The organism is Sphingobacterium spiritivorum (genome assembly GCF_016725325.1).
Lineage (GTDB): Bacteria > Bacteroidota > Bacteroidia > Sphingobacteriales > Sphingobacteriaceae > Sphingobacterium.
The window spans coordinates 4,135,475-4,158,783 of sequence record NZ_CP068083.1; the positions used below are offsets into that span (position 1 = coordinate 4,135,475).

Consider the following 23,309-nt stretch of genomic DNA (forward strand, 5'->3'; position numbering starts at 1 on the left):
CGTCAGTTGCTGTCCACATCAATTGTATGGAATGGTTTTGTAGTAACACGTTAACCTCTATTTCAGAGAGGATTGTATTTGCAGTACTGCAACATTTCCCTTACTTCCTGTAAGGTAGATTTTATTCCCGGATTTTGATTTTCCGATTACATTAAAACTTGAATCAGCAATTTTAGTCCAGGTATTTCCTCCATCATGAGATACGTCTGTTCCTGAAGTTCCTGTTGCAAATAGTGTCTGCTTATTCACATATACAACCGAAGATCTGAACCCGGAAACAGGTTTTGCTGGTGCTTTCCAGTTTTTTCCACCGTCAGAGGTCAGCAATATGTTATTTTGGTTTTCTTTATCCTGAGCGTAATCACCACCTGCAACGACACCTGTCATATGATCAATAAAAGCTATAGAAAAAACACCAGTCGTATTTTTACCCTGTATAATGGGACAAGCATACTGTTCCCAATGTTGACCATAATCTCCGGAAAAATAAATATGGGATACTGATCCGCCTGTTGCGATCCATACTTTACCATTCGGCTGGGTACAGATCGTGCTTCCGCTGGCAGCAAAGCTGGCTTCTCCGGGTTTTATCAAATACTTGAGATGAGCAGATATATCATTCCAGCTCTTTCCTTGATCGGAGGAATACAATAATTGAAGTTTGCCATCAATAGGATCTCCAAATGCGATTCCTCTTTTCGTATCCCAAAAATCCATTCCATCCAAAAAGATGTCCGGATGAGTATTCTCATATGTACGTAACCAGTTTTTTCCACCATCACGGGTACGCAATATCACTGCAGGAGAACCGGCATTAACAATAACCGCCTCTTTCGCATTAAAAGCCTGGATATCTCTGAAATCGTATGATTCGAATCCTGCCGGATTGACCCAATCCCAGGATTTTCCGCCATCTAAAGATCTTCCGACAGTTCCATTACTGCCACTAATCCAGAGAATCTGGTCCGATACTACAGCTAATCCTCTAAAACTGCTTTTTACATCCTGAACTAAAGGAATAATACTGTATTGCTTGTTCTGAGCAAATAAGAGAGTAGGAAATACGAATAATAAGAAGAGGAGCTTTTTCATACACATCCGAATTAACGCAGTTCCTGCATCAAACTGTCAAATTCTGCCCGAAGTTGCTGCAGTTGTTCTTCTAATACAAGAACCCTGTTTTCAAGTTCCTTTACCTGACTCTGCTGCCCTCCATTGCTTACAGGCTCATCATAATCTTCCTCATTTACTTCACCTAACAGATGCACATAGCGAACTTCTTTCTGTCCGGGGCGTTTAGGTAATTGCTTCACATATTCTATTTCGCCTTCACTGAGCTTATTCAGATGTTCCTGCACATCCTCCAGTCCCTCAAATTCATGCAACCGGCCCGAATTACTATTGATCTCTCCGGCAGTGAGTGGTCCTCTCAAAATTAATAAGCACAGTACAGCCAGATCGGAAGGAATCAAAGGGAACTGAATCGCGAGATTGTGCTTATATTTAGTTACTCTGCTGCCACCGCCAACAACTGTGGAAACTAATCCTCTCTTTTTCAAAGCATCTAATGCTGCAATAATAGTCGGTTCATCATAACTAACCACTGGTTTGCGGGAGGTTTTTTGATTACATGCAGTCTGTAATCCATTGAGTGTCATAGGATAATATTCAGGTGTGGTTTTGGATTTTTCCAGTAAAGAACCCAAGACCCTTAGTTCTTCTGCAGATAATTGAGGTAAAGATTTATTTTCCATGAAGTTAAGTTAAAATCTGACGCAGGTCAGTCTGTAAATATGTTAAATTTTATTAGTAAATCCAATATTTCAATAGGATTTCGAGGCAGGCGTGCCGCAACATTTTTGTATCTTCGTCATCAAATAGAAAACTTTGTTTTGCTTAAAATAGCTTTTCATAACGCTTATATTCATCCGCTGAGGGAAGGCCACCGGTTTCCTATGCTGAAGTATGAATTGATTCCCATGCAGTTGATACATGAAGGGCTTGTATCTGGGGATAGTTTTTTTGAACCTGAATTGGTTTCAAAAGAAATTGCCTGTCTCGCACATGACAAATCTTATGTACAGGATCTTTTCGAGCTTACACTGGATACACGTATGATCAGGAGAATCGGGTTTCCATTGACAGATAGTCTTATTCAGCGCGAACGGCTTATTGTTGATGGTACTATCCGTACTGCGCTTTTGGCCATGCAGTATGGGGTTGCCTTTAATGTAGCCGGGGGTACACATCACGCTGGTTATGCATATGGTGAAGGATTTTGTTTGTTGAATGATCAGGCTGTAGCAGCAGCATATTTACTCGCCGAAAAGAAATCACGTAAAATATTGATCATTGATCTTGATGTACATCAGGGAAACGGAACAGCCAATATATTTAGAGGTAATAAAGATGTATTTACATTTTCCATGCATGGAGCAAAGAATTTTCCATTTATAAAAGAACAATCTCATCTCGATATTAGTTTGGAAGACGGGATTACAGATGAAGATTATTTGTCGCAGCTAGGAACAGTATTACCGGATCTGTTTCAGAAAGTTGAACCTGATTTTGTATTTTATCAGGCAGGAGTTGATGTTTTGGCTACAGATAAGCTAGGTAAACTGAAGCTTTCACCGGAAGGATGTAAAGAACGGGACTATATCGTCCTTTCTTTATGCAAGCAATTTAATGTACCCGTTCAGATCAGTATGGGAGGCGGATATTCCGAACATATCCGGGATATAGTAAATGCCCACATACAGACATACAGAACAGCAATAGAGCTGTATAATTTTTAAAAATAGAATCGCAATATATGTTTTTTCACCAAGATGCCACTTTCGAAAAATTATCTATTCACCGCGTAGGAAATAAAGCGCAGGATGAATTTTATATTCTTTCTGATGAGCCCGTTAATCTGGGCGAAGATGAAGTGATGCCGCAGTTGCTGATGCAGTATTTTCTGTCTCCGTTCGCTAAGCTGAATGAGGTTCATCGTTTTTTTCATCCTAATGAAGAACTGGAACTCAATGAGGTATATCATTTTACAAAGCAGTTTTTTGAGGATAAACTACCTTTTCACGAACTTTCTCAGCAAGTCAGCAAGCATTTGTATGAGGTGTCAGGTCATCCCAAGATTAAAGCGGGTGAAGTGTATGTTGTTCACTTGAAAAATGTACAGATGGAAGGAGAAGACCATCAGGCAATAGGTATCTTTAAATCCGAAAATAAGGAAACATACCTTAAAGTATACCCCGAACAGGGAGCATTTAAGCTGGATTATGAAGCAGAGGCCATCAATATCAACAAGTTGGACAAAGGTGTGTTGATAATCGATGTGGAGGAAGACGAAGGTTACAAGGTATTGGTTGTGGATCAGACAAACAAACAGCAGGAAGCAGTGTATTGGAAAGATGAATTTCTGAAACTTCGAATCCGTAACGATAACTTTAATCAAACAGGAAACTACCTGAAAGTGTATAAAAATTTTGTAAATGAAAAACTGGAAGATGTATTTGAAATGGAGAAGGCAGATAAAATAGATCTGCTGAACCGTTCGATGAATTATTTTAAGGAAAAGGAAGAGTTTGTACAGGAAGAATTTGAAGAACAGGTATTAGGAAATCCTCAGGCGATTTCTCTGTTTAAAGAATATCGTGGAGAATTTGAAGACGAATTTGAGACTCCTTTTCAGAGTAATTTTGATATTGCGGACAAGGCCGTTAAGAAAATGGAAGCTTCTTACAAAAGTGTATTGAAACTCGATAAGAATTTTCATATTTATGTTCATGGAAAGAGAGAATATTTGGAAAAAGGTTTTGATGAAGAGAAAGGAATGAACTACTATAAAGTTTATTTCGAAAACGAAAGCTAATAATGAAAAGCCAGCTGAAAAGATCCGGAATTGTATCGCTGATATTGATTGTTCTGATTGTAGTGTTTACGCTATGGCAGAGCAATACACGTGCTGTAGAAATGATCTTTTCAAGAGGATTGTATCCGGTATTTTCCTTTATTCCGGGCACTTTTTTCGGATATATACCTTTTAGCATCGGAGATATTTTTTATTGTACAGCGATCGGTTTCCTAGCGTTTATGTCTGTACAGACAGTCTGTTTATTATTCAAAAGGAAATTTTATCCTGCTTTGCTCCGTTTTTCAAAGCTCATCAATCTGGGATTGGTTTTATATGTCTTTTTTTATCTAAGCTGGGGAATGAACTATTACAGACAGTCTGTCTCCCGCAATGCAGATATACGTGTCGACAGTCTGAAACTGGCGGATTACCTGGAAGTACTGGATCGCTTTATCGATACAACCAACACGCTTCGGGAAAACGTCAATCCGAAAGTATGGAAAGGAAAAGGGCAGCAAATAGAGGAAGATATGGTTGCAACAGTACAGAATGATACCACATTCCGGTCCTTCTTATCCGTGTCCAATGTACGCGCGAAATCTCCGCTAAACAGCCAACTGGTTTCGTACGTAGGTGTATCGGGATACTTTAATCCTTTTACGCATGAAGCGCATGTTAATACAGCTATGCCAGAAGTTGCCAAACCATTTACTTATGTACACGAACTGGCTCATCAGCAGGGGATAGGTTTTGAAGATGAAGCTAATTTTATTGCTTTTGTGCGCTTGCAGCATCATCCAAATGAATTTTACAGATACTCAGCCTATTTACAATGCGTGACATATATGCTCCGTGAGCTTCGTGGTATAGACAGGGGGGTATTTGAATCATACCGTAACAGATTATCAGAGAAGATCGAAAGTGACCTCGAGGAAGAGCGTGTTTTCTGGAAAACATACATGAGCTGGATCAACGATCTCACGGCCTTGTTTTACAATCAGTATCTGCAACACAACAATCAGGCTGAAGGGATAGCGAGATACAACCGGATGACGCGTCTTGTACTCGCCTATGAACTCCAAAAGAAAGGATGCAGATAGCAAATAACCAGTGCTTTGAACTGTTTAATCATAAAAACGCTTCAAGCGGGGAGCCTGAAGCGTTTCGTTACTAACCAATTATTAACCTAAACTTATGAAAAGTACAGATATAACGCCAGGCGCTGGAAGGATAGTATAATTCATGCGTTATTTTAAGGTTTTTTAACAGTTTCCTGGCGTACTTATAGTATCAAAACTGCATGCTAAAGAAGAAGTAACTAATAAATCAGACTAAGAGAGCATGATAAATCAAAAATATTTTTACATTTATTTTCAATATGTATAAAGTAAAAGGGTGTGTCGATCGTCATTTGATCTATGGACTACACTCATACCTTACAAATGTCTGATAAACAATCTTCTTCACTTCCGGAGGTCGTTCGTAACTATGGCGCCCAATTGCTTCGTTTTATAAAGGGAAAAGTGAAGAAAGTGGAAGATGCCGAAGATATTCTGCAGGAAGTCTGGTATCAGACCAGTCGCTTGTCTAATATCGATCAGCTGGAAAATGTGAGTGCATGGTTATATTCTATTACGCGTAATAAGATTACAGATCTGTACCGCAAGAAAAAAACAGATGCCATAGAAGATCATACCTATATGGATGATGAAGGAGAGCTGAAAATCAAAGAGATATTATTAGCTGACGACTCTAATAATGCAGAGCTGAAGATGTTTAAGGAAGTGTTTTGGGAGGAGCTGATGAAAGCGTTGGATGAACTGCCCGAGAAACAAAGAGATGTATTTGTGCTTAATGAAATAGAGGATATGACATTACAACAAATTGCCGATCAGCAGGGAGAAAATATTAAAACGATTATTAGCCGCAAAGGGTATGCGGTAAAACATCTTCGTCTGCGCTTAAATATGCTTTACGAAGAACTTAAATATTAAGAAGATATGAATAACAGATTTAGAAACGAAAAAAAAGGAAAAATTCTTTTTATGATTCCTTTTATTATCGGGATGGTTTTTCTGCTGGTCTGGGTGGTTCAGTTACTTTGGAATACCCTTTTACCTGAAATAATAGGGGTAAAAGCAATCAGTTACTGGCAGGCCTTCGGAATATTGGTCTTATCCAAAATTCTTTTTGGAGGATTCAGGTTTAAAGGAAAAGGGAAGGCCTGTGACCGTTCGCATCTGCGATCAAAACTGGAACAACTTTCACCCGAGGATAAGGAAAAATTTAAGGAAGAATGGAAGCAACGCTTTTCCAGAAGATGGCATGATTGCTAATCTTATGAATTCTATACGATAACTATGAATCCCAAACACCAGCTGTTTGGGATTTTTTATGCCTTTACGAAAAAAATCTAAAAAAGATTAAAGTATAATAACATGTTACCCGTCTTCTATCAAAAGGCCTTTGAATTAAATAATTAAAATAAAAAATCATGAAAAATAAAATTCGGTTTATATTACCAAGATTGATTGGTTTGACACTTTTAGCCGGTTTACTTGCGCTGGTTGTGGGATTAATCTTTAAATTATTGCTGGTAGGTACATTGCTGGCAGGTGCAGGAATGTTTATTGCCTCACGCTTTAAAAAACGTCAGGCAGCTATGATCCGCAATGAAAGAAGAAAAGGTATCGCTCCGGCTTACTACGAAATGAGTGCTTCTGCAATCCGTCCGCAGTATACGGCCACTGACCGCCCAAACTACGCTATTATCCCCATTCGTTAATTTTAAATAAATATTACAATGTTCTATAAAACTAATAATACATCAGATCATTCCGCAAAGTACGGACATTTCAAGAATAAATTTGAGCAAAAATTCGGCAAATTAAGAGACGAGTTTATGAATGGTGAACATCCTTTTGCCAGTGCATGTTCGGATAGAAAAAATAATATTCCTGCTAATATCTCAGAAAACGAAGAATTCTTTACCCTTCAACTCTATGCAGCAGGTTACCAAAAAGATCGGTTCAAAGTAGCGGTAAAGGATAGTGTGCTTACGGTAAGCTACGATCCTTCTGAAGAAGAGACGCGTGTCACTTACATGTATCAAGAATTTTCGGCAGGTGCTTTCGAACGTTCTTTTCAGTTAAATAATCAGGTTGCTACCTCCAGAATATCTGCAAGTTATGAAGATGGTATTCTGACTGTTATCCTTCCCAAGGATCTGGAAAATATCACACCTCCTCAGGAGATACGAGTAGGTTAATAAACAATAAAGAGGCGGAATTTTCCGCCTCTTTATTGTTCTATACTGATAATTTCTATTTTTCCGGTAGTACCCGGACTTCCTGAATAAATCTGTCCCTGAGGAAGACCTCTTAATCCGCTTGGAGCCATTTTTATTCGACTGTATATATTTCTCAGATCTGAATTTGGATTAACCGAACGACCTCCCGGTTCTACATCTACAAAAAGATAAGCTTTTGCTTTTTTATCCGTCTGTTGTGGCTTTATACTACCTTTATCCAGACTGATCTTTACATTTCCGCCATTTCCGTTAGGAAAAGTTTTGGTTCCGTTAAAGGCATCATCACCTTTTGCGATGATGTATAAAGAGCCTAATTTTTGGATATTGGCCTGTATATCAAAGTTGGTTCCGTTATTTTTTCCATCAGTACCCGATATAGAAGCCTGATTACCGATTTCAGCATATTTCACAACCAAAGTCACATCTTTCTTGCCATAAAACATGAGGGAAGCACGATCTCCCATAATTAATGTGTCGATATGGATAACCATACTGGAATCACGGTTGTTAAAAGTCTTCTTGGCCTTTTTACCGATCTCAAGTTTCGAGATGTGTTCCGTTGACGGTTGCGATTGCGCCTGAACCGTAATCATTACGGCTAAAGAAGCAAATAGTGCAATAATATATTTTTTCATATTGATCAGTGATTAAAAAACTTAAAAACTATAAGTAAGACAATCTATATATGAAAAAGTTTAAAAGTATCATTCAGTTAGATACTTAACAATCAGCTTTGCTGTATTTTCAGAAGCACCCGGAGTCCCTAATTTAGAGGCTAATACCTCATAATTCTCCATTACACTGGCTCTGTGTTCTTTATCATTAATCAGTAAAGCCAGTTCATTGGCAATTTCAAAATCTGTACAGTCTTCCTGAATAAGCTCTATTACCGACAGATAATCATTGATAAGATTTACAAGGGAAATGAATTTTACTTTAATTACCAACCGGGCAATTTTCACACTTAAAGCATTGGCTTTGTATACGACAACCTGAGGTACTTTAAGAATTCCGGTTTCCAATGTTGCCGTTCCGCTTGTTACTACAGCAGCTTCCGAATTGCGCAGAAGATCATAAGTCTGATCAAAAACAACTTTTATAGGAAGGTCCTGAGTGTATTGTTCGTAATAGGCTTTGTCGAAATTTGGCGCACCAGCTATTACAAACTGATGTGCCGGAAAAAGAAAATACAACCTTACCATTTCCGGTAATATGCGTTCTATCTCCATTTTACGGCTTCCGGGAAGCAAAGCGATGATATTACGTTCGTTCAGATCGTTATCTCTTTTGAAATCCGGATTAAAACGATATTTATCTATTGCATCTAAAAGGGGATTTCCAACGTAATCCACTTTCATGTTGAATTTTTTATAAAAGTCTACTTCGAAAGGAAGAATACAAAACATATGGTCTACTACACGACGAATCTTATACACTCTTTTCTGATTCCAGGCCCATATCTTGGGAGAAATGTAATAGCATACTTTGATGCCATGTTTTTTTGCAAACTCGGCTATTTTGAGATTAAAACCAGGGAAATCAATAAGAATAACAGTATCCGGACGATAAGCCAAAAGATCTTTTTTTACTGTTTTCAGATTTCTGGAAATCGTGCTCAGATTTTTGATAACTTCTACAAATCCCATGAATGCCATTTCAGAAGTGTGAATCAGAGCCGATTGACCTGTAGCAGTCTGCATCTGATTTCCGCCGACTATCCGGAATTCAGCCTGACTGTCTTCTTTTTTCAGTGCTTCAATCAAATTTGCACCGTGTAAATCTCCTGAAGTTTCTCCGGCAATAAGGTAGTATCTCATGTAAAACTCGCTTTCCTGATTTGATTTTAAAGATAAGTATTAATACTCTTATGATGCAAAACTGATGAGATTTACATATGTTTTTTTGTATTTTATTGCAAATAGTAAAGGCTGCCAGAAGCAGCCCTTACGAATTAATGCTATATCACATTTGATCAGATCCCCAATTCGACCTGAAACGTAAATCCCCATTTATTATCATCCATCAGATTATTGTAATAACCATCTTTGACCAGATAGTTACCATTCAGTTGAAACTTCAGGCGGTGTGCCTTCATATATTTTGTAAGTCCGGCTTCCAGAATTTCTGTACGTTCCTCTTTTGGGCGAATATCTTTGTGTGGGTCTACAAACGTATATCTTCCTGCGATCTCATAGCCTTTGCTGAATAAATAGCTGATCTGCTGATTTATACCATAGCCTTTGTAAACATATACTTCTTTTCCTTCCAGATCCTGATTGAAAGGATTATCTACATTCCGTTTCATATATTCTACCTGATAGGCAAATCCATTATACTTAAATATTGCATCAGCAAACAATGTAGTCAGATCCTTTGCGTTCTTTACAAATGCACCGGTCTGTCCGCTCAGTCTGGTAGTTTTATTGTTAAAACTATAACCACCTCCTATTGATAATTTAGGCGTTTCTTCTCTTTCCAGATCACCTTCAGAGTAATCGCCTGAGTTTGTAAACTGACCAAACGGGAGGAATTCTACACGTCCCGTATAGGCAAGACCATTGTCTGTCGTATTTACAGCTCTACCTTCTCCGGTGGAGATTTCTGCTTTCAGATTGAAAGGCATGTTGCCGATTTTCTTGGAAAGATTTGCAGAAATACCAAAATCCCGGTCTATTGAAAAGTTTGCATTGACAATGGAACGTTCTGCAAATTGTAACTGACCGGAAGAATTCACCCGCTGACGGTTACCCGGAAGTTTATTCTGACCAAATCCGATATAGAAATCGTCACTGAAATTATAGAAAATCACCGCATCACGAACAATATTCGGAATTCCGGAATCATCAAAATCCTGATCTCCACGCGTGAACGCCAATTGAACAGAGTAACTGATCTTAGGTGTGTAGATATAGCCGTCTACGCGCATGCGCAGCCGTCTGACACGTGCTTCCCACTCATCATTTTTTTCACCATCAAGTGTATTCGTATACTTGACACGATTCTGCATCCGAAACCTGAAATTGGTGTAAAAAAGTGAATCTTTACTCGTGAACTGTATTCCTTTAAAATTTAGAATAGTAGCTCTGTCATCTCGTTCCTGAGCATTTACATGGGTGCATAATAATGCTATCCCAATGGTCAACAAAGCTCTGAATCCTGTTTTTCTCATATTATTTAAGCGGAGGTTAGTAAAAACGTAAATCTATAACAGAGGTTCTTGCTGGCTCAGACAATGGAAACTACCTAATCCCCAGATAATGTCTACTGAATTGATACCGATGACTTTACGGGTAGGAAAACATTCCTGCAAAATAGCTAATGCTTTCTCATCATTGACATCATTAAAAACAGGAACTACGACAACTTCATTCGCAATGTAAAAATTTGCATATGAAGCCGGAAGCCTGGTGTCTTCATGAATGACGGGAGAGGGCATAGGTAAGGTGATAATATTCAGTGGTTCACCGTTTTTCAATCTGAAAGTACGTAATGTCTCCAGATTCTCCTGTAGTAACAGGTAGTTTTCATCTAATGGATTTGATTCCACTACAGTGACTACAGTGTTTTCATTTATGAAACGCGTGATATCGTCAATATGTCCGTCTGTATCATCACCTACAATACCGTCCCCAAGCCATAATACCTGATCCTGACCATAATATTCAAGCAGATATTGCTCGATCTGTTCTTTTGTCAGGTGTGGATTGCGATTCTCATTCAACAGACATGCTGTAGTTGTCAGTACCGTACCGGCACCATTAAATTCTACAGAACCGCCTTCCATTACAATAGGAGGGGTAAAAAGACGGTGCCCGAAGTGTTGAGCAATTTTTGTCGGCACGACGTCATCCAGATCAAAAGGAGGGTATTTACCTCCCCAGGCATTATATCCCCAATCTACTACTGCTTTTTCTACGGAATCCTGGTTCAGTACGAATGCAGGTCCGTGATCGCGGCACCAGGCATCGTTGGTTGGATTAAAATAAAATTCAATATTATCCAGATTTGCTTCTGCATCGTTCAGATGATTCCAGGCAAACTGTTTCATTTCCTCATCAGCCACATTAATCCGTACTTTTTGAGATTCGGCAACAGCTTTGATAAATTGTGAATAGGGAGCATATACCGTTTCCAGTTTACCCGGCCATGATTCTTCTTTATGAGGCCAGCTGAGCCACATCGCTTCTTGCGGTGCCCATTCTGCAGGAAATGAAAAACCCAATGCTTTGGGTGTAGATGATAAATCTATAGTTGAATTCACGATGTTCTATTGTGTTAATAATTTAAGTGTATTTTCGAGATGACCCTGTTGTTTCCAACCGTCGTGTCCCGGTATAACCCAGTTAATCTTTTTATAAGTCTGTTGAATTTTACGGATGGTTTTTGGCCATTCATGGACATTTGCCTCACCTACAAATCCTAAATTTTTGGCTTCACTGCTTTTTATGAGACATCCGCCGTCCAATATTTTTTCTTTTGGAAACCATACTACTACGTTATCTGAAGTATGTCCCTCACCAAAATATTTGATTATGAATTCCTTTCCTCCGATATGAATAGTCTTGTCCAGCTCTACAAGATGTGTCGCTTCCGGTTTATGATCGGCTTTCAGAATAGTATTAGTAGCAGCAGTAGCATATGTCGGTATTCCTTTTTTATTAAAAAAACCAAATCCTCCTGCTCTGTCTTCATGTGAATGTGTTGCATATACTGCAATAACTTCCTGCTGATGCCTGTTGCGTATAGAATCCAGTAACGGTTGGTACTGATCCGGATCCCAGGGTGTATCAAAGAGTATAACACCGTCTTTAGAAAGCATATACAGAGCGTTAGCCGATGTTTTTACGCCACTGTACTCTACATATGTGGTATATATATAGAAGTCTTTCGTCAACTTTTCAATCTTAAGGCCTGGTTCCTGACTAAATCCGGAATGAGTCATTGTAAGCAGTAATAGAATCAGAAGTATGGATTTGCTGAACCTCATTGTTCTGTGTGATTTAATAAATATGAATTTTACAGACTTCTGATTCAGAACAGAAGTCTGTAAAAGTAATGTTAGTCTTCGTCAATGAAGCGCTTTGTAATCGGTTGATAGGAGTCAATTCGTCTGTCACGAAGAAAAGGCCAGTGTTTACGGAAGTAGTCCGATTGATTGAGATCCAGTTCGACAACTTCTACTTCTTCCTGATCATGGGATGCCAGATAAAGCAATTTACCCTGAGCATTGGCCGCAAAGCTGCCTCCCCAGAATTTCATAGCACCATCCTGCTCAAAACCAACCCGGTTTACGCTAACTACAGGTACGCCATTCGCTACCGCATGTGAACGCTGGATTGTTTGCCATGCATTGTATTGGTCGGTGTTTGTCTCTTCATCCTGATCTGTAGCCCATCCGATAGCAGTAGGGTAAAATAAGATCTCTGCACCCATCAATGCTGTAATGCGGGATGCTTCAGGATACCACTGATCCCAACAGATAAGAATACCGATTTTTCCAAATTTGGTAGAAAAAACTTTATATCCCAGATCTCCGGGAGTAAAATAAAACTTTTCGTAGAATGCCGGATCATCCGGAATATGCATTTTGCGGTATTTGCCTAAATAACTTCCATCAGCATCCAGGATGGCTGTTGTATTGTGGTAAAGCCCTTGTGTACGTTTTTCAAAAAGGGACGCAATAATAACCACACCTAATTCTTTAGCCATAACAGATAATGCATCCGTAGAAGGTCCCGGAATAGATTCTGCTAAATCAAAATTATCATAATCTTCAACATCACAGAAATAAAGGGATGTGAAAAGTTCTTGTAAACAAACAATTTGTGCGCCTTTGGCTGCAGCTTCTCTTACTTTAACAATAGCTTTGTCCAGATTGGCCTGTTTGTCTTTTTCACAGGACATCTGTACAATTCCTACTTTAACTTTGCTCATTTCTATTTATCAAAATTGTTAAACATACAAAGATAGCAATATCGATCGGAATATAGGTGTTTGAAATTTTAATTAACTTGTTTACAGTCTCTTAACTTTATTGTGTTCGTGTACTCTTTTAGAATGTGAATGGCCTTAAACAAGAAAGGGTTCCTGAAGTTCAGGAACCCTTTCTTGTTTAAGATAAGGAGATAACGGTTTAGAAACCGCTATCATCCAGCATAAAGGTGTTCTTTTTGGTTTTCCATTTTCCACTTGTGAAATCCGGAAATTCCAATGTCTTATTTCCTGCTTTGATAGATTCTGTTGATAACGGGAATACTGCACTCATTGTTACAGAATCGTATACATCAATAGGAGTCTGGCGTTTTTGTTTTACAGCCTGTATAAATCCGTTAAATACAAACCAGTCCATACCTCCGTGACCGGATCCGTTTGCTACTTCTTCGTATTTTTTCCAGATCGGATGGTCGTATTTTTTTACCCAGTCTGCTGCAGGATCCCATGCATGAGGCTTAGATTGACCTTCGATGTGGATACCATTAGCTACATCCATCCAGATTCCTTTTGTACCCTGTACACGGAATCCTATAGAATAAGGTCTAGGCAAGTGTGTGTCATGTGTCAACAACATTGTTTCTCCATTTGCACACTGTAACATCGTTTGTGTGATGTCACCATTTTTATAATTCAATTTAGCGTTTGGATGACCCGGAGACATTTTTTCTACATAAGCAGCCAATCCTCTTGCTTTACTGGAATAAGAAGTGATATGTGTAAATCTGTTTCCGGCATTGATATCAGCAAAATGCATAATAGGGCCTAATCCGTGAGTAGGGTACAGGTCACCGTCTTGTTCTACATTATATTTGGTTCTCCATTGAGCTTCTGAAATAGCCTTAGGGCCAAATTCAACTCCTTTTCCATAATAGCTTTTGCCATCATTGAAGAGTACTTCTCTTAAATCGTGCTGATAACCACCTTCTAAGTGCAGAATCTCACCGAAAAGACCTTGACGGTGCATATTTAATACTGCTAATACATCACGACGATAAGCCACATTTTCTAATGTCATATAAGGCTTTCCAGTCTGCTCAGACGCTTTTACAACATCCCAGTGATCTTTTACAGTCAGACCGGCTATTACCTCACAACCTACATACAGACCTGCTTTCATCGCATCTATAGCCTGGTTTTTGTGGAATTCCCATGGAGTCGCAATAATAACAGCATCCAGCTTTTCGTTATCCAGCATTTTTTTGTAGGCATCAATTGTTCCTGTGTATTCTTTAGGAAGTTTTGCACCTTTCTTGTCAAATTGCTTGCGACATTGTGTCAACGACTCTTCTTGTGTATCACAAATAGCGACTATCTCTACATCATCTCTATTTAAAGCAATTGCTACATGGTTACGTCCTCTCAGACCTACACCAATAAAAGCTAGTCTTACTTTACCATCCTGAGCAAATAAATCTGTGCTTGACATGATCCCTAAACCAGCTGAGGCAGCAGCTGTAGTTCTAATAAAATTTCTTCTATCCATAACTGTTTGTTAACCGATTAAAGTTTGATATCTTAATTTAATCGAATTTATAATGTGTCAAGGGCGTATTTAAAAGGTTTATAACCACTTCACTCAACAAATATATATATTGATTTCTAAAAACTTTTGTGCAATCGTTTGTTCAATTTCTTAAATTTTATGCAAACGATTGAGTTTAAATTTTTTTATTATTTAGATAATTTATATTGATATTAGCCAAACTAATCAATAATAAACTGCTCATTTTTAATAAACATTATGTCAGATTTGAATTCTGTTAACATAGATAGAAACTTATATATAGCCAATCAATTCGCAATAGACGGAGAAGTATTAGATGTAGCGCCATTTGGCTCCGGGCATATCAATGATACTTTTAAAGTAGTGACTACATCTACAACGAAGTATTTGTTACAGCGCATAAATCATCATATTTTTCAGGATGTAGATGGATTGATGGAGAATATCCGGCTGGTCATAGAACGGTTAAAAGAAGATTATAGAAGTAAAGGACTGGAGAAGTCTGAAATTGATAAAAGAGTACTTACGTTGATCCCTACACGAAATGGCCTGGCTTATTATAACGATGAGGAAGGAGATTACTGGCGTATGTTTATTCTGTTAGATCATACGAAGAGCTATGACGTGGTCGAAACAACAGTGCAGGCTTATGAAGGAGGAAAGGCATTCGGTCATTTTCAAAAACAACTCTCTGATCTGGATGCCAATAAGTTAGTGGAGATACTTCCCAATTTCCATAATGTAGAATTCAGACTTACCAATCTCCGGAATGCTATTTCTTCAGATCAGGTCTCCCGAGTTGGAGAAGTACAGGATTTATTAGATTATATCTTTTCACTGGAAGATAGAATGAAAACTATTCTGGACTGGGGAAAAGCAAATAAATTGCCTCTGCGGATTACTCATAATGACACAAAATTCAATAACGTATTGTTAGATCAGGATGATCAGGCACAATGTGTTATTGATCTGGATACCGTAATGCCCGGCTTTGTAGCCTATGATTTTGGTGATGCCATCCGCACAATTATCAATTCGGGAGCAGAAGATGAAGAAGATCTGAGTAGAGTAACCCTTAATATTCCGCTTTTTGAAGCTTATGCAAATGGATATATGAGTGAAGCAAAGGTCTTTTTAACAGACTATGAAAAGAATTCCTTATTACCGGGAGTATTTTTATTGCCTTATATGCAGGCCGTTCGTTTCCTGACTGATTATCTGGAAGGAGATCATTATTACAAGATTCATTACACAGAGCATAATCTGGTTCGCACGAAATCACAACTTAAACTGGTTAAAGAACTGGAACTGCACGAGGATAAATTAAAAGAAATCTTATCAAGTGCTGTTAATGCCTGAAAAAATAGTAAATTAGAACCCTAAGCATAACAACTACTGTTATGCTTTTTTAATTTTATGACCCAATGAAAAAACTTACAGTAAAATATGTAGAGCAAAAGGAGATCAATACTTACTCAGGTCTGCAGGAAATATTTAAAGGCGCAACTGTTCACCAGATTGCTGAGGCAACGTGGAATAAGGACTATCCTAATCAGCCCGAAGTACATTTTCAGATCGTCTATACTTCCGAATCTATATTTATCCATTATAAGGTTAGAGAAGATTATATCAAAGCCCAGTATATTCGACCCAATGAAGCTGTTTGGGAAGACAGTTGTGTAGAGTTTTTTATCTCATTTGACCAAAAGGTTCACTATTATAATATAGAAATGAATCCGCTCGGTACAGGACTGGTGGGTTATGGTACAGATGATAAAGATTCCCGAAACAGATTGACGGCAGTGCAGATACAGCAGATTAATACCTATACAGAGGTAAGTAGTATAAAAGGGCAAAAGCTATGGAATACTATTCTGGAAATTCCATTTAAGTTGTTTACTTCAGCCGGAACTTTGGTGTCAGCAGATTCACTGAAAGGAAAATCTGTACATGCAAATTTTTATAAATGTGGAGATGGTCTCCCAGCCCCACATTTTGTTTCCTGGAACCGTATTGATTTTCCAACTCCGAATTTTCATTTACCGGAATTTTTCGGAGAGATTAGCTTTGAATAAATACGGACTGAAGCAGCTTATTTGTAAAGAGATTCTTTTTTGAATTTTTTAGCAAGAAGTGCATAGACATGGACTCTGTACTTGTTTTTGTTAGATTTTCCGAGTTTTTCGATGACTTCTGAAATGGCTGCATCTAATTCCGGACTGTCTTTCAAGCCTAATTTTTTGATTAGAAAATTGTTCTTAAGTCTGGCTAATTCTTCTTTGTCTGATGCTGCTACTGTTTCTGCATCAGCTTTGTAAATGGATGGACCAAGGCCTTTTGCAACAGCATGAATCAGCGATTCGTCCAGTCCAAGATTTAGTTTTTTTGCTTCTGCAACATATGCAGCTACTTTTTCATCTAATTTACTCATAACGATTAAAAATTTAGTTGTGATAATCCGATACTTAATTTGCTATAGCAAACTGAATATCAAACATTAGAGAAGAGATAAATGTTTTAAGAAATTTATTTTTGCCGTCAGAGTAGGAAAGAAGTTTAAAATCTTTGATATTTGATGCGAAAATTGTTGCATTTAAAAAATACTATAATTATCTTTGCACCTCAATTGTTGAATATACGTAATCATAGATAAAAAATGAAAAAAGATTTGCATCCATCAAACTACAGATTAGTTGTTTTTAAAGACATGTCAAATGACTACGCTTTTATAACTAAATCTTGTGTAGATACAAAAGAAACAATCCAATGGGAAGACGGAAATGAGTATCCTTTGATTAAGTTAGAGATTTCTCACACTTCACACCCGTTTTATACAGGTAAAATGAAATTGGTTGATACAGCAGGACGTATTGACAAATTCCGTAGCCGTTACAACAAAAAGTAATTGTTGCTTTTACTTAAAAGAGTATTATATTAATCCCGGTAATCTTTATCGGGATTTTTTTGTGTACTTTTATATTTTCTATGGCTGTTGATATTATTCTATTTGATAGAGCTTCCTGGAGAGATCATCTCCTGCCTTTGGTATACACCAGGCCGGTTGGGGACTTGCATATCGGAATATTATCATTAGCAGACAAGTGGGGTAAGATTTTCAACTGTAAGAGCAGTTATTATACTGAGCCGTATCTTGCTGTACGATTTCCGACTTTGATTACAACAGAAGAAGCTGTTGTTTTGAAAGCTAATGTCTGCCCTTCAGAAGCACTCATAGCTGCTATACATCAGCTAAAGGAAGGAGAAATCCTCTATCATAAAGAAGAATGGATTGCATTTCGGATTAAATCAACAGATATTGACAGTATATGGGCCAGAGAGCACTTCGATAATCTGCGTCCTGTAGACTTCCTTTATGATATATCTTATATCCGGTATCCGGAAGATATATTCAGGCATAATAGTGCACAACTTCAATTTGATTATGCATTATTGACGCAAGGCAGAAGCTCGCAGTCTTTGTCCGGTACAAATCAACTGATAGGAGACCGTATATTTATTGAAGAAGGAGTATTTGCAGAATGTTGCTCTTTCAATACAACTGATGGACCTGTTTATCTGGCTAAAGGTGCTGAAATCAGTGAGGGAAGTCATTTGAGAGGGAATGTGGCGATAGGACAACAGGCAAGAGTTAAGATGGGTACCCGGATTTATGGAAATGTATCGATAGGTATTCACAGTACAGTAGGAGGAGAGCTTGGTACACTGGTAATGGGTGCGTATTCCGCCAAAGGTCATGACGGATATCTGGGCTGTGCTGTAATAGGGAATGGATGTAACCTCGGAGCTGGTACCAGTAATTCAAATCTGAAGAATAACTGGAAGCCTGTAAGCATATATGATTATGCGCTGGATAATATCCGTCATACGGGCCTCAGAAAGTGTGGGTTGATTATGGGAGATTATGCAATGAGTGGGATTAACACTTCCTTCAATACGGGTACAGTAGTAGGAGTGGGAGTTCAATATGCAAGACCAGGATATTCTCCTAAATTTATACCTGATTTTAGCTGGTGTACAGATAGCCTAACTGAAGAATATCGCTGGGATAAATTTGAGGAGATGCTCCGTGATATGAAAGAGATGAAAGCAGAACCCTATCATGATGATGAGGTGGAGCTGCTAAAACATGTATATACGTTGACACAAAATAATAGATTAAAATATCAATTCTAAATAAAAATAAATTAACATGCGTAAAAAAATCGTAGCAGGAAATTGGAAAATGAATCTGGACTACCAAAGTGGAGTAAGTTTATTTTCTGAGATTGTAAATATGGTTAAAGATGAAGTGATCGGACAGCAGGAAGTAGTGGTATGCAGCCCTGCGATCCACCTTTACAGTCTGGGTCAACTGGCTCATACAGCTGTAAATGTGTCTGTCGGTGCTCAAAATATTCATCAGGCAGAATCTGGCGCATATACAGGAGAGATTTCTGCTGCTCAGGTGAAATCTGTAGGTGCAGAATACGTTATTTTAGGACATTCTGAAAGAAGAGCTTATTTTGGCGAAACGGATGAGTTATTAGCAGAGAAAGTTAATATTGCTTTAAAACACGGTTTGAAACCTATCTTCTGTATCGGTGAAACTAAAGATGAACGTGAATCGGGTAAATTCTTTGATATTATAAAGACGCAGTTAGAAAAAGGACTTTTTCATTTGTCAGCAGAACAATTCGCACAGGTTGTATTGGCCTATGAGCCTGTATGGGCAATCGGTACAGGACTGACTGCCTCTCCTGAACAAGCACAAGAGGTACATGCTTTTATCCGTGAAACGCTGGCTAATCACTATGATCAGCAGCTTGCAGATGACACGACAATCCTTTACGGAGGAAGCTGTAACCCTTCAAATGCACCGGACTTATTCAGTCAGAAAGATATTGACGGTGGATTGATCGGTGGAGCTTCTTTAAAATCGAGAGATTTTACAGATATCGTTAAAGTATTCAATTCGTAATACAAGATGAAGTACAGCGAAGTAATCTTCACCTGTAATTCCGCAGAGGAATGGCAACAGGATCTTCTTATTGCTGAACTGGCTGAAATAGGCTTCGATACATTCGAAGATACTGAATCAGGATTTGCAGGATATATTCCTTCTGCAAATCTTGATCTCCAGCAACTGGAGACTATTCTGCTGCATGCGCCTGAAGGATTAGATGTTCAGTATGTCATAAATGATCTGGAAGAACAAAACTGGAATAAACTATGGGAAAGCAACTTCAATCCCATAGTTGTAGATGATCAATGCTATGTACGTGCGACATTCCACGAACATAAGGAGCAATATCCGTATGAAATCATTATAGATCCTAAAATGTCTTTCGGAACAGGTCATCATCAGACAACTTCCATGATGCTCTCCTTTATTCTGGAGAATGATTTTCAGGGAAAACAGGTTCTGGATATGGGATGTGGCACCGGAATTTTAGCTATACTTGCTTCATTTCGCGGGGCGACGCATGTTTTTGCTGTCGATTATGATCCCATTTGTATAGATAGTGTTGAAGAAAATAAAATATTGAATAACGTCAGTAATATTGAATCTCAAGTGGGTTCTTATGAAGTGCTGAAAGACCGTTTATTTGATACTATACTGGCTAATATCAATAGAAATATACTTTTAGAGCAATTTGAACAATATGCAGCTTCTTTAAAAGATAAAGGAGAATTGTATATTAGCGGCTTTTATGATGGTGAGGATTTGGCTATTTTGTCTGATAAGGCTAAACAACTGGGATTCTCATTTGTTATGAAGAAAGTGCTGGATGGTTGGTGTTCAGCAAAATTCACTAAAGCATAATTCATAATGCGTATTCATTTTATTGCAATAGGCGGGAGTATCATGCATAATCTGGCTATTTCATTAGCCAATCAGGGGCATCAGATCAGTGGTTCGGACGATCAGATAGTAGAGCCTTCCAGGACGCGTCTTTTGGAAGCGCATTTACTTCCCCAGGAGATAGGCTGGTTTCCGGAGAAGATCAACTCGGATATTGATGCTGTGATATTAGGGATGCATGCCGAAGCTGATAATCCTGAGTTGCTCAAAGCACAGGAACTGGATCTTAAGATCTATTCTTTCCCGGAGTTTGTTTACGAACAAAGTAAACAGAAAACGCGTGTGGTGATCGCAGGATCATATGGTAAAACAACTATTACCAGTATGATTATGCATGTATTGAAAACCTTAGGACGCTCTTTTGATTACCTTGTAGGTGCTCAGTTGGAAGGCTTCGACAGACTGGTGAATCTCACTACGGATAATCCTGTCATTATTATCGAAGGCGATGAATATTATGCGTCAACATTAGATCACAGATCTAAATTTCACCTTTATCATCCGAATATTGCTTTAATAAGTAATGTAGAATGGGATAACTTTAAATCTGTTATTTCACAGGAAGACTATTATGATCAGTTCCGCATATTTATCGATACGATCGTATTAAAAGGGACTTTGGTGTACAACAAAGAGGATAAGGTCTTAAAGTCCCTGGTGGGGGAGACAATGGTTTGTAAAATAAACAGACACGGATATAAATCTCCTGAGTACACCATCAATAAGGGTATAACTTATCTCCATTATGGTGATGAACAAATCCCACTTCAGGTGTTCGGGAAGCATAATTTATCCAATATCGCCGGAGCTTACACCGTTTGTGAATGGCTGGGGGTCAAGAAACAGGAATTTTTTGAAGCTATTAAGAGCTTTAAAAGTTCTATCCGTTACCTGGAATTTGTGGCTGGGCAGGATGGCAGTGTAGTTTATCAGGATTTTGCACATACTCCGGCTAAATTGAGATGGAGCATTCATGCGGTTAAAGAACAGTTTCCTCAAAAAGAACTTGTTGCCGTCATTGAATTGAGTGCTTATGATAGTCTGAATAAGGAATTTTTAGCCAATTACAGGGGTGCAATGGATGAAGCTGATATCCCTGTAGTGTTTATCAATAAAGATTCCTTTAAAGAGAAAAATAAAAATATTGATCATTTAGAGCAAGATATCCGTGATTACTTTGGAAATAACTCCATCAAGGTTGTTTTGGATTTGTCGAATTTAAACTACTTTTTGGAAGATTTTAAGTCGAAGGGCTATAATCTTTTATTTATGAGTTCTGGCAATTACAGCGGGGTTAATATGGTTAGTTTTGCTGATAAATTTTTTAAAAATGATTAATTTGTGTATTTTTTTATCAAATGTTAATATTTTTTAACTAACTTTGGTTATACTATATAAAAACATCACAACACACCCATGAATGCATTAGGAAAAAAAATCAGATTACTTAGACACCAAAAAGGTTGGAGTCAAGAAGATGTAGCGAAAAGATTGGACATCTCAATCCCTGCTTTTTCTAAAATCGAAACTGGTATTACAGATGTAAATCTGTCAAGGTTGAACCAAATCTCTAAACTTTTTAGTTTAAGTGTAGTTCAACTTTTGTCTACCTCAGATTCTGAAGAAGATAAGCAATATGCGAATGAGTTAGCCGATATGAGTAAAAAACTACAAGTAAGAGAAACGGAGGTCATTGAACTGCAAAAGAAAGTGATTGACCTTTATGAGCAATTACATAAAAAACTGTAAGCTTCTCTTACCATGAAAAAAAGAAGGTCGATGTATATCGACCTTTTTCTTTTTCTTTCTGAAGCTATCCGATTCTTTCTGGAAATTTGATGCTTAATAGGTAAAGAGTAATCTACTTAATTAGAAATCTTCATCCTCATCAAAATCATCAAACTCGCCAATTGAATCGATTTCATCAAGATTAAAATCTTCATCAAAGTCGTCATCTGAATCATCCTCAGGTCCGTTGAACGAAAGAATTACGTCATCTTCTAGAACTTCCATTGCTGTCTCTTGCATCATAGTCATGTCCCTTTTTTGCTTTGTTTATTGTTGTTTTTACACAGTAAAATTAGCTAACAAATTCATAACTAAAAACTTTTTTTTAAAATAATTTTAAAATTAATTTACTGAAAAAGAAGCTGTTGTGATTTGTCTGAAGAGCTGTGTTGGATTCAAAAGATTAGCATTGGAGAAAGTGCTATTCCGCAATTTCTCCAATAGTGTTTTCTTCATTGACAATGTCTTTCAGTTGAGGGAGATCCTTTGTACTGTTGATGCCAAAATGATTCATGAATTGGGTACTGGTACCATACAATAATGGTTTTCCGATGGTTTCGGATTTTCCGGTAATCTGAATGAGATTTTTTTCCAGCAAACGCTGAATAGAGTAATCGCAATTGACTCCTCTGATTTGTTCGACTTCTAATTTTGTGATGGGTTGACGATAGGCTATAATAGCTAAAGTTTCCAGAGCCGACTGACTTAATTTTTTCTTCTCTTTATGAGATTGCAACTGATTAACCGATTCATGATAAATGGGTTTGGTCAGAAACTGATAAGCGTTATTAATAAGTTTTAATTCGAGAATATAATCTTCTTGTTGATATTTTGTTTTGATACGATCAACCAGATCAGATATTTCATCCTTCGATATGCTGATAGCTAAAGCATCTTCCACCACTTGTTTTAACTCATTAAGTGTGATGCCTTCTTCAGAAGCAAATACAATAGCTTCTATATGGAGTAATACGTCCTTCACTATACTTTTTAT

The 23,309-nt window shown here is 37.9% G+C and carries 27 protein-coding genes; 15 read left to right on the forward strand and 12 right to left on the reverse strand.

The genetic code is table 11. The annotated features are described in order from the left end of the window. Positions 1-57: 57 nt before the first annotated feature. Both I6J02_RS17155 and I6J02_RS17160 read right to left on the reverse strand, forming a co-directional pair. Positions 58-1,092: a WD40/YVTN/BNR-like repeat-containing protein gene (locus I6J02_RS17155; protein ID WP_201679052.1), complete on the reverse strand. Its 1,035-nt coding sequence runs from the start codon at positions 1,090-1,092 to the stop codon at positions 58-60. Between the two features lie 11 nt (positions 1,093-1,103). Continuing rightward, a complete protein-coding gene (locus I6J02_RS17160) occupies positions 1,104-1,754 on the reverse strand; it encodes a YceH family protein (RefSeq protein ID WP_201679053.1) in 651 nt (216 codons plus the stop codon). Positions 1,755-1,793: 39 nt separating this feature from the next. Here I6J02_RS17160 and I6J02_RS17165 point away from each other — a divergent pair, with 39 nt between their 5' ends. From I6J02_RS17165 to I6J02_RS17195, 7 genes are all read left to right on the forward strand, one after another. Beyond that, positions 1,794-2,798, forward strand: coding sequence for a histone deacetylase (locus tag I6J02_RS17165; RefSeq protein WP_201679054.1), 1,005 nt, complete (start codon positions 1,794-1,796; stop codon positions 2,796-2,798). Between the two features lie 17 nt (positions 2,799-2,815). Then, positions 2,816-3,874, forward strand: coding sequence for a nucleoid-associated protein (locus I6J02_RS17170; RefSeq protein WP_115171810.1), 1,059 nt, complete (start codon positions 2,816-2,818; stop codon positions 3,872-3,874). Between the two features lie 2 nt (positions 3,875-3,876). After that, entirely contained in the window at positions 3,877-4,956 is a 1,080-nt protein-coding gene (locus I6J02_RS17175) for a DUF3810 domain-containing protein (RefSeq protein WP_201679055.1), read from the forward strand. A 342-nt stretch (positions 4,957-5,298) separates the two neighbouring features. Beyond that, positions 5,299-5,850 (forward strand): RNA polymerase sigma factor, encoded by a 552-nt coding sequence (locus I6J02_RS17180; protein ID WP_236582111.1) that lies wholly within the window; start codon positions 5,299-5,301, stop codon positions 5,848-5,850. Between the two features lie 6 nt (positions 5,851-5,856). Further along, the gene (locus I6J02_RS17185; RefSeq protein WP_201679057.1) at positions 5,857-6,192 is read left to right on the forward strand and encodes a hypothetical protein; all 336 of its coding nucleotides are present in this window, start codon (positions 5,857-5,859) and stop codon (positions 6,190-6,192) included. A gap of 158 nt (positions 6,193-6,350) precedes the next feature. Continuing rightward, a complete protein-coding gene (locus I6J02_RS17190) occupies positions 6,351-6,641 on the forward strand; it encodes a hypothetical protein (protein ID WP_201679058.1) in 291 nt (96 codons plus the stop codon). Positions 6,642-6,659: 18 nt separating this feature from the next. Beyond that, positions 6,660-7,124 carry an Hsp20/alpha crystallin family protein gene (locus tag I6J02_RS17195; RefSeq protein WP_201679059.1) on the forward strand — a complete coding sequence of 155 codons (465 nt, stop codon included), beginning with the start codon at positions 6,660-6,662 and terminating at the stop codon, positions 7,122-7,124. A gap of 32 nt (positions 7,125-7,156) precedes the next feature. Here I6J02_RS17195 and I6J02_RS17200 read toward each other — a convergent pair whose 3' ends face one another. From I6J02_RS17200 to I6J02_RS17230, 7 genes are all read right to left on the reverse strand, one after another. Beyond that, complete coding sequence (locus I6J02_RS17200) at positions 7,157-7,801, reverse strand: hypothetical protein (RefSeq protein WP_201679060.1); 645 nt, start codon at positions 7,799-7,801, stop codon at positions 7,157-7,159. A gap of 69 nt (positions 7,802-7,870) precedes the next feature. Next, positions 7,871-8,983 (reverse strand): lipid-A-disaccharide synthase, encoded by a 1,113-nt coding sequence (gene lpxB, locus I6J02_RS17205; protein ID WP_201679061.1) that lies wholly within the window; start codon positions 8,981-8,983, stop codon positions 7,871-7,873. Positions 8,984-9,138: 155 nt separating this feature from the next. Then, entirely contained in the window at positions 9,139-10,335 is a 1,197-nt protein-coding gene (locus I6J02_RS17210; RefSeq protein ID WP_201679062.1) for a porin, read from the reverse strand. A gap of 33 nt (positions 10,336-10,368) precedes the next feature. Continuing rightward, positions 10,369-11,427 carry an agmatine/peptidylarginine deiminase gene (locus tag I6J02_RS17215; protein WP_201679063.1) on the reverse strand — a complete coding sequence of 353 codons (1,059 nt, stop codon included), beginning with the start codon at positions 11,425-11,427 and terminating at the stop codon, positions 10,369-10,371. A 6-nt stretch (positions 11,428-11,433) separates the two neighbouring features. Continuing rightward, the gene (blaSPI, locus tag I6J02_RS17220; protein ID WP_201679064.1) at positions 11,434-12,153 is read right to left on the reverse strand and encodes an SPI family subclass B1 metallo-beta-lactamase; all 720 of its coding nucleotides are present in this window, start codon (positions 12,151-12,153) and stop codon (positions 11,434-11,436) included. A 71-nt stretch (positions 12,154-12,224) separates the two neighbouring features. Next, positions 12,225-13,100, reverse strand: a complete 876-nt coding sequence (locus I6J02_RS17225; RefSeq protein ID WP_201679065.1) for a carbon-nitrogen hydrolase — start codon at positions 13,098-13,100, stop codon at positions 12,225-12,227. Between the two features lie 199 nt (positions 13,101-13,299). Then, a complete protein-coding gene (locus tag I6J02_RS17230) occupies positions 13,300-14,643 on the reverse strand; it encodes a Gfo/Idh/MocA family protein (RefSeq protein WP_201679066.1) in 1,344 nt (447 codons plus the stop codon). A 258-nt stretch (positions 14,644-14,901) separates the two neighbouring features. Between I6J02_RS17230 and I6J02_RS17235 the strand changes: the two genes are divergently transcribed. Both I6J02_RS17235 and I6J02_RS17240 read left to right on the forward strand, forming a co-directional pair. Continuing rightward, the gene (locus I6J02_RS17235) at positions 14,902-16,023 is read left to right on the forward strand and encodes a phosphotransferase enzyme family protein (protein ID WP_201679067.1); all 1,122 of its coding nucleotides are present in this window, start codon (positions 14,902-14,904) and stop codon (positions 16,021-16,023) included. 65 nt (positions 16,024-16,088) lie between these two features. Continuing rightward, the gene (locus I6J02_RS17240; protein ID WP_201679068.1) at positions 16,089-16,739 is read left to right on the forward strand and encodes a carbohydrate-binding family 9-like protein; all 651 of its coding nucleotides are present in this window, start codon (positions 16,089-16,091) and stop codon (positions 16,737-16,739) included. 17 nt (positions 16,740-16,756) lie between these two features. Here the strand turns inward: I6J02_RS17240 and I6J02_RS17245 are convergent, their stop codons facing one another. Then, positions 16,757-17,095 carry a DUF2853 family protein gene (locus I6J02_RS17245; RefSeq protein WP_002995698.1) on the reverse strand — a complete coding sequence of 113 codons (339 nt, stop codon included), beginning with the start codon at positions 17,093-17,095 and terminating at the stop codon, positions 16,757-16,759. A 225-nt stretch (positions 17,096-17,320) separates the two neighbouring features. On the opposite strand from I6J02_RS17245, the gene I6J02_RS17250 reads away from it, so the two are divergent. The 6 genes from I6J02_RS17250 (at position 17,321) to I6J02_RS17275 (ending at position 22,276) form a co-directional block, all read left to right on the forward strand. After that, positions 17,321-17,569 (forward strand): type B 50S ribosomal protein L31, encoded by a 249-nt coding sequence (locus I6J02_RS17250; RefSeq protein ID WP_002995694.1) that lies wholly within the window; start codon positions 17,321-17,323, stop codon positions 17,567-17,569. Positions 17,570-17,649: 80 nt separating this feature from the next. Beyond that, complete coding sequence (locus I6J02_RS17255) at positions 17,650-18,858, forward strand: putative sugar nucleotidyl transferase (protein WP_201679069.1); 1,209 nt, start codon at positions 17,650-17,652, stop codon at positions 18,856-18,858. Positions 18,859-18,874: 16 nt separating this feature from the next. After that, the gene (tpiA, locus tag I6J02_RS17260) at positions 18,875-19,642 is read left to right on the forward strand and encodes a triose-phosphate isomerase (protein ID WP_201679070.1); all 768 of its coding nucleotides are present in this window, start codon (positions 18,875-18,877) and stop codon (positions 19,640-19,642) included. A 6-nt stretch (positions 19,643-19,648) separates the two neighbouring features. Further along, on the forward strand, positions 19,649-20,488 hold the full coding sequence (gene prmA, locus I6J02_RS17265) for a 50S ribosomal protein L11 methyltransferase (protein WP_201679071.1): 840 nt from the start codon (positions 19,649-19,651) through the stop codon (positions 20,486-20,488). Positions 20,489-20,494: 6 nt separating this feature from the next. After that, entirely contained in the window at positions 20,495-21,865 is a 1,371-nt protein-coding gene (locus I6J02_RS17270; protein WP_201679072.1) for a UDP-N-acetylmuramate--L-alanine ligase, read from the forward strand. A gap of 78 nt (positions 21,866-21,943) precedes the next feature. Next, positions 21,944-22,276, forward strand: coding sequence for a helix-turn-helix domain-containing protein (locus I6J02_RS17275; protein ID WP_003002937.1), 333 nt, complete (start codon positions 21,944-21,946; stop codon positions 22,274-22,276). A gap of 120 nt (positions 22,277-22,396) precedes the next feature. On the opposite strand, the gene I6J02_RS17280 is transcribed toward I6J02_RS17275, so the two are convergent. Together I6J02_RS17280 and scpB are read right to left on the reverse strand one after the other, a co-directional pair. Continuing rightward, positions 22,397-22,540, reverse strand: a complete 144-nt coding sequence (locus I6J02_RS17280) for a hypothetical protein (RefSeq protein ID WP_198137101.1) — start codon at positions 22,538-22,540, stop codon at positions 22,397-22,399. Positions 22,541-22,736: 196 nt separating this feature from the next. Beyond that, a complete protein-coding gene (scpB, locus tag I6J02_RS17285) occupies positions 22,737-23,297 on the reverse strand; it encodes an SMC-Scp complex subunit ScpB (protein ID WP_201679073.1) in 561 nt (186 codons plus the stop codon). Positions 23,298-23,309 lie beyond the last annotated feature (12 nt).